Annotated in this window: 3 protein-coding genes and 1 pseudogene; 2 read left to right on the forward strand and 2 right to left on the reverse strand. The window is 73.6% G+C overall.

Annotated features, from left to right (window positions below; all coding sequences use genetic code 11):
- Both scy and mce read right to left on the reverse strand, forming a co-directional pair.
- Positions 1-2,506: pseudogene (gene scy / locus IE312_RS43280) on the reverse strand (polarized growth protein Scy); the annotation flags it as partial.
- Positions 2,507-2,712: 206 nt separating this feature from the next.
- Positions 2,713-3,153, reverse strand: coding sequence for a methylmalonyl-CoA epimerase (gene mce, locus IE312_RS35245; RefSeq protein ID WP_189986352.1), 441 nt, complete (start codon positions 3,151-3,153; stop codon positions 2,713-2,715).
- 149 nt (positions 3,154-3,302) lie between these two features.
- On the opposite strand from mce, the gene IE312_RS35250 reads away from it, so the two are divergent.
- Positions 3,303-4,502 (forward strand): acetyl-CoA C-acetyltransferase, encoded by a 1,200-nt coding sequence (locus IE312_RS35250; protein WP_189986354.1) that lies wholly within the window; start codon positions 3,303-3,305, stop codon positions 4,500-4,502.
- 51 nt (positions 4,503-4,553) lie between these two features.
- The coding region (gene meaB, locus IE312_RS35255; RefSeq protein WP_229900823.1) for a methylmalonyl Co-A mutase-associated GTPase MeaB at positions 4,554-5,286 on the forward strand (733 nt) is incomplete at its 3' end.

Genomic DNA, 5,286 nt, shown 5'->3' on the forward strand with positions numbered 1-5,286 from the left:
CGTCCTCGCCGGCCCGTTCCCGGTCGGCGTAGGCGTCGGCGCGGACCCGGTCCGCCTCCTCCTCGGCCTCCCGCTTCGTCCGGTCCGCCGCGTGCTCGGCGGCCGACCGCAGCCCGGCGATCTCCTCCTGCGCCTGCTCGTGCAGCCCGGCGACGGAGTCCCGCACCTGCTGGGCGTGCTGCTCGGCGGCGGCCACCATCTCCGTGGCCCGCCGTTCCGCCTCCTCCACCAGCCGGGTGGACTCGGCCTGCGCGTCCTCCACCCGCTTGCGCGCGGAGGCCAGCAGTTCCTCGCTCTGCTCGCGGGCCCGCTGCCGCTCCTGGCCGGCCTCCTCGCGGGCGGCGCCGAGCAGCTCCTCGGCCTCGCGGCGGCGCCGGGCGGCCTCCTCCTGCGCGGCGGCCAGCGTCTCGGACGCCTCGGTGGCGAGCCGCTCGGCGGCGGCCTGCGCCTCGGCGCGCACCCGGTCGGCGGTGTCCTGGGCCTCCACCTTGAGCCGCTCGGCCTCGGCGGCGGCCTCGGACCGCAGCCGTACGGCGATGGCCTCGCCCTCGGCGCGGGAGGCGGACGCGTCGGACGCGGCCTCGTCGCGCAGCCGCTCCGCCTCGGCCTCGGCCTGCTGCTGCAGCGCACGGATCCGCTCGGCGGCCTCCGTGCGCAGCCGCTCGGTCTCGTCGGCGGCCTCCCGGCGGATCCGGGTCGCCTCCTCGCGGGCGTCGGCCAGCGCCTGCTCGGCCGAGGCCAGCCGCTCCTGCGCGTCCGTCTGGAGCCGGGTCAGCTCCTCGGCGGCCTCGCTCCGGCGGGCCTCGACGGCCCTGTCGGTCTCCTCGCGCAGCTCCCGCGCGGCCTGCTCGGCGTCCGCCTGGACCTTCTCGGCCTGCTCGGCGGCCTCCGCGCGCAGCCGCTCGGCCTCCTTGCGGGTGCGCTCCAGGGTCTCCTCGGCCTGCCGGCGCAGCGCGGTGGCGCGCTCGATGGCCTCGGTGCGGACCTTCTCGCTGTCGGTGGTCGCGCTCTGCCGCAGCTCGTCGGCGTCCGCCTTGGCCTTGGCCAGCAGCTCCTCGGCGGACTTGGCCGCCTCCTCGATCTGCGCCACCGCCTCCCGGCGGGCCTCGGCGCGGATCGACTCGCCCTCGGCGACCGCGTCGGCGCGCAGCTGCTCGGCCTCGCCGCGCAGCCGGCGGGCCTCCTCCTGCAGCTCGACCGTCTTGGCGCGGTACTCCTTGGTGTCGTCCTTGGCCGCGCCCTTGAGCTGCTCGGCGATGTCGTGCGCCTCGGCACGCAGCCGGTCCGCCTCGGTCTCGGCCTCCGAGCGGATCCGCTCGGCCTCCTCGGCGGCGGCCCGGGTGGTCTTCCGGGCGTCCTCGGACGCCTTGTTGAGGACCTCCTCGGCGGTCCTGGCCGCCTTCGACAGCTGGGTGGCCGTCTCCTCGGCGGTGATCGAGCGGGCCTTCTCGGCGGCCTCGGCGACGATCTTCTCGGCCTCGGCGCGGGCGTCGGCGACCAGCTGCTCGGCCTCCGACTTGGTGCTCTCGGCCTCCTTGGTGGCCTCCTGCACCAGCCGGGCCACCTGCTCCTTGGCCGTCCGGGTGCGCGTCTCGTTGGCGGACTCGGCGGTGGCCAGGGCCTTGGCGGCGGCCTCCTTCGCCTCGGTGACCACCTTCTCGGCCTCGGCCTGCGCCTTGCGCAGCGCCTCCTCGGCCGCCGCCATCCGCTCCTCGGCGGCCCGGCTCAGCTCGGCGGCCTGCCGGCGGGCCGTGTCCGACTCGGTGACCGTGGCCGTGCGCAGCTGCTCGGCGTGCTCGGTGGCCTCCTGGGCCTGGGTGGAGGCGGCGTTCAGCAGCCGCTCGGCGTCGGTGCGGGCCCGGCGCAGGATCTGCTCGGCCTCCGTACGCGCCGCCTCGGCCTCGCTCTGCAGCCGCTCCCGGGCCTGCCGGGTCAGCCGTTCGGCCTCCGTGCGGGCGGCGGCCATCGCCTGCTCGGCCTCGGCGCGGGACTCCTCCAGCAGCCGGCGGGCCTGCTGCTCGGTGCGGGCCCGCAGCTGCTCGGCCCAGGCCACGTTCTCGTTGACGTGCGACTCGACGGTGGCCCTGCGCTCGGCCAGCTCCTGGTCCAGCTGCTGGCGCCGGGTCACCGCCTCCTGGTGCAGCTCGGCCTGGAGCCGGGCGGCCTGCTCGGCGTGCTCCTGGAGGATGCGCTGGGTCTGCGCGCGGGCCTGGCTCAGCTCCCGCTCGGCGTCCTGGCGCAGCTGCTCGGCCTGCATCTGGGCGTTGCGGAGCAACTGTTCTGCCTGGTACCCGATGTCACCCGCGTCGTAGGCGGGCCGGGTCATGAGGGTGCGCCGCGCCTCGTGCAGCTTGGCGCGCAGCACCTCGACCTGGTAGCCGAGGTCCTCGGCGTGCTGGATCGCCTTTTCCCGCTCGGTCCTCAGCCGCTTCATCTCGGCCTCGAACCGAGAGAGGTGGTCGACGTCAGCCGCCGGCTCTCGCTCCTGGCTCTCGTAGCCCCGCACTGCGCGGTCCCATCCGTCCCCTGGTCAGCTTCTGCAACGAGCTCCGTCCATCCGCCGAACGGGGCCCCCGGGGAATGGTGTCAGACAGACGGCGGAGCACGGGCTGCTGCCCCGACGCTCGTCCCCCGAAACCCGGACCCCGGCATGCGGTCGCCCCGGTGGAGGGGACGACCGCCCCCAACCCTACCGGCCCCTCTGTACGGGGGTCAGTGCTCAGGTGACTCAACAGGGGCCGAAGTGACCAGTTCTGTGAGAACGCCATGGCAGTCCTTGGGGTGCAGGAAGGTGATCCGCGACCCCATGGAGCCGATCCGCGGCTGGTCGTAGAGCACCCGGACGCCCTTGCCGCGGATCTCCTCGGCGTCCCCGTCGACGTCGGCCGTGCCGAAGGCGATGTGGTGGACGCCCTCGCCGTTCTTGGCGAGCCACTTGCCGACCGCCGAGTCCTCGCGGGTCGGTTCCAGCAGCTGCAGGTAGGAGGCGCCGCCGTCCGAGGTCTCGTTGATCTTGAGCATGGCCTCGCGCACGCCCTGCTCCTCGTTGACCTCGGTGTGGAACACCTCGAAGCCGTACGTCGCCCGGTAGAACTCGACGGTGGCGTCGAGGTCGTGGCAGGCGATCCCGATGTGGTCGATTCGCGTCAGCATGGATTCAGTGCAGCGCTCCCGGGGTGGTTACGCAACGTGCGCGCGATCACACCGACAGGCCGGTGACGCCGTGTCCAACCGCTCAGTACATTCGAAGTAAACCCTCGTTCACTCCTCGGCTGTGCGCAGCTGGAAGGGGATCGCACCTCATGTCTTCTGGAACGACCAGCTCGGTGATCGTCGCGGGCGCCCGGACGCCCATGGGGCGGCTGCTGGGCTCGCTGAAGTCCTTCTCCGGAGCCGACCTGGGCGGCTTCGCGATCAAGGCCGCCCTCGACCGTGCGGGGATCGGCGGCGACCAGGTGCAGTACGTCATCATGGGCCAGGTGCTCCAGGCCGGCGCGGGCCAGATCCCGGCGCGCCAGGCCGCGGTCAAGGCCGGCATCCCGATGAACGTCCCGGCGCTCACCGTCAACAAGGTGTGCCTGTCCGGCCTCGACGCGATCGCCCTCGCCGACCAGCTGATCCGGGCCGGCGAGTTCGACATCGTCGTGGCGGGCGGCCAGGAGTCCATGACCAACGCCCCGCACCTGCTGCCCAAGTCCCGCGACGGCTTCAAGTACGGCGCGGTGCAGATGCTCGACGCGATGGCCCACGACGGCCTGACCGACCCGTGGGAGAACATCCCGATGGGCGAGTCCACCGAGAAGCACAACACCCGCCTGGGCATCGGCCGCGCCGAGCAGGACGAGATCGCCGCCCTGTCCCACCAGCGGGCCGCCGCCGCCCAGAAGAACGGCCTGTTCGAGGCCGAGATCACGCCGGTGGAGATCCCGCAGCGCAAGGGCGACCCGGTGCTGTTCAGCAAGGACGAGGGCATCCGCGGCGACACCACGGCGGAGTCCCTGGGCAAGCTGCGCCCGGCCTTCGCCAAGGACGGCACCATCACGGCCGGCTCCGCCTCGCAGATCTCGGACGGTGCGGCGGCCGTGGTCGTGATGAGCAAGGCCAAGGCCGAGGAGCTGGGCCTGGAGTGGCTGGCGGAGATCGGCGCCCACGGCAACGTGGCCGGCCCGGACAACTCGCTGCAGTCCCAGCCGTCCAACGCCATCCTGCACGCCCTGAAGAAGGAGGGCCTGGACGTCTCCGACCTCGACCTCATCGAGATCAACGAGGCCTTCGCCGCGGTCGCCGTGCAGTCAATGAAGGACCTCGGCGTGTCCACGGAAAAGGTGAACGTCAACGGCGGCGCGATCGCGCTGGGCCACCCGATCGGCATGTCCGGCGCCCGGCTCGTGCTCCACTTGGCGCTGGAGCTGAAGCGGCGCGGCGGCGGTGTCGGCGCGGCGGCGCTGTGCGGCGGCGGCGGCCAGGGCGACGCGCTGATCGTGCGGGTCCCCAAGGCCTGAGGTCCGGTAGGTCTCGTGCAGCGGTACGTCGGTGAAGTGAACGGAGCTGTGATGCAGGACGTCTCCTCTCTGGTGGCCCAGGCCAGGGAAGGCAGGCCGCGGGCCGTGGCCCGGCTGATCTCCCTGGTGGAGGGGGCGTCCCCGCAGCTCAGGGAGGTGATGGCGGCGCTGGCGCCGCTGACCGGCAACGCCTATGTGGTGGGCCTGACCGGCTCGCCCGGCGTCGGCAAGTCCACCTCCACCTCCGCGCTCGTCACCGCGTACCGCAAGCAGGGCCGGCGGGTCGGCGTCCTGGCCGTCGACCCCTCGTCGCCGTTCTCCGGCGGCGCTCTGCTCGGCGACCGGGTCCGGATGTCGGACCACGCCTCCGACCCCGGTGTCTACATCCGCTCGATGGCGACCCGCGGCCACCTCGGCGGCCTCGCCTGGGCGGCCCCGCAGGCCATCCGGGTGCTGGACGCGGCCGGCTGCGACGTGATCCTGGTCGAGACGGTCGGCGTGGGCCAGTCGGAGGTCGAGATCGCCTCCCAGGCGGACACCTCGGTGGTGCTGCTGGCCCCCGGCATGGGGGACGGCATCCAGGCGGCCAAGGCCGGGATCCTGGAGATCGGCGACGTCTACGTCGTCAACAAGGCCGACCGGGACGGCGCCGACGCCACCGCCCGCGAGCTGAACCACATGCTGGGCCTGGGCGAGTCGCGCGGCCCCGGCGACTGGCGGCCGCCGATCGTCAAGACGGTCGCGGCCCGCGCGGAGGGCGTCGACGAACTCGTGGAGGCCCTGG

Origin of the sequence: Streptomyces capoamus, assembly GCF_014654935.1 — a bacterium.
GTDB lineage: Bacteria > Actinomycetota > Actinomycetes > Streptomycetales > Streptomycetaceae > Streptomyces > Streptomyces capoamus.

Excerpts from the sequence above, each read along its gene's own strand:
- mce (WP_189986352.1), bottom strand. The coding sequence starts at position 3,153 with ATGCTGACGCGAATCGACCACATCGGGATCGCCTGCCACGACCTCGAC.
- IE312_RS35250 (WP_189986354.1), top strand. The coding sequence starts at position 3,303 with ATGTCTTCTGGAACGACCAGCTCGGTGATCGTCGCGGGCGCCCGGACG.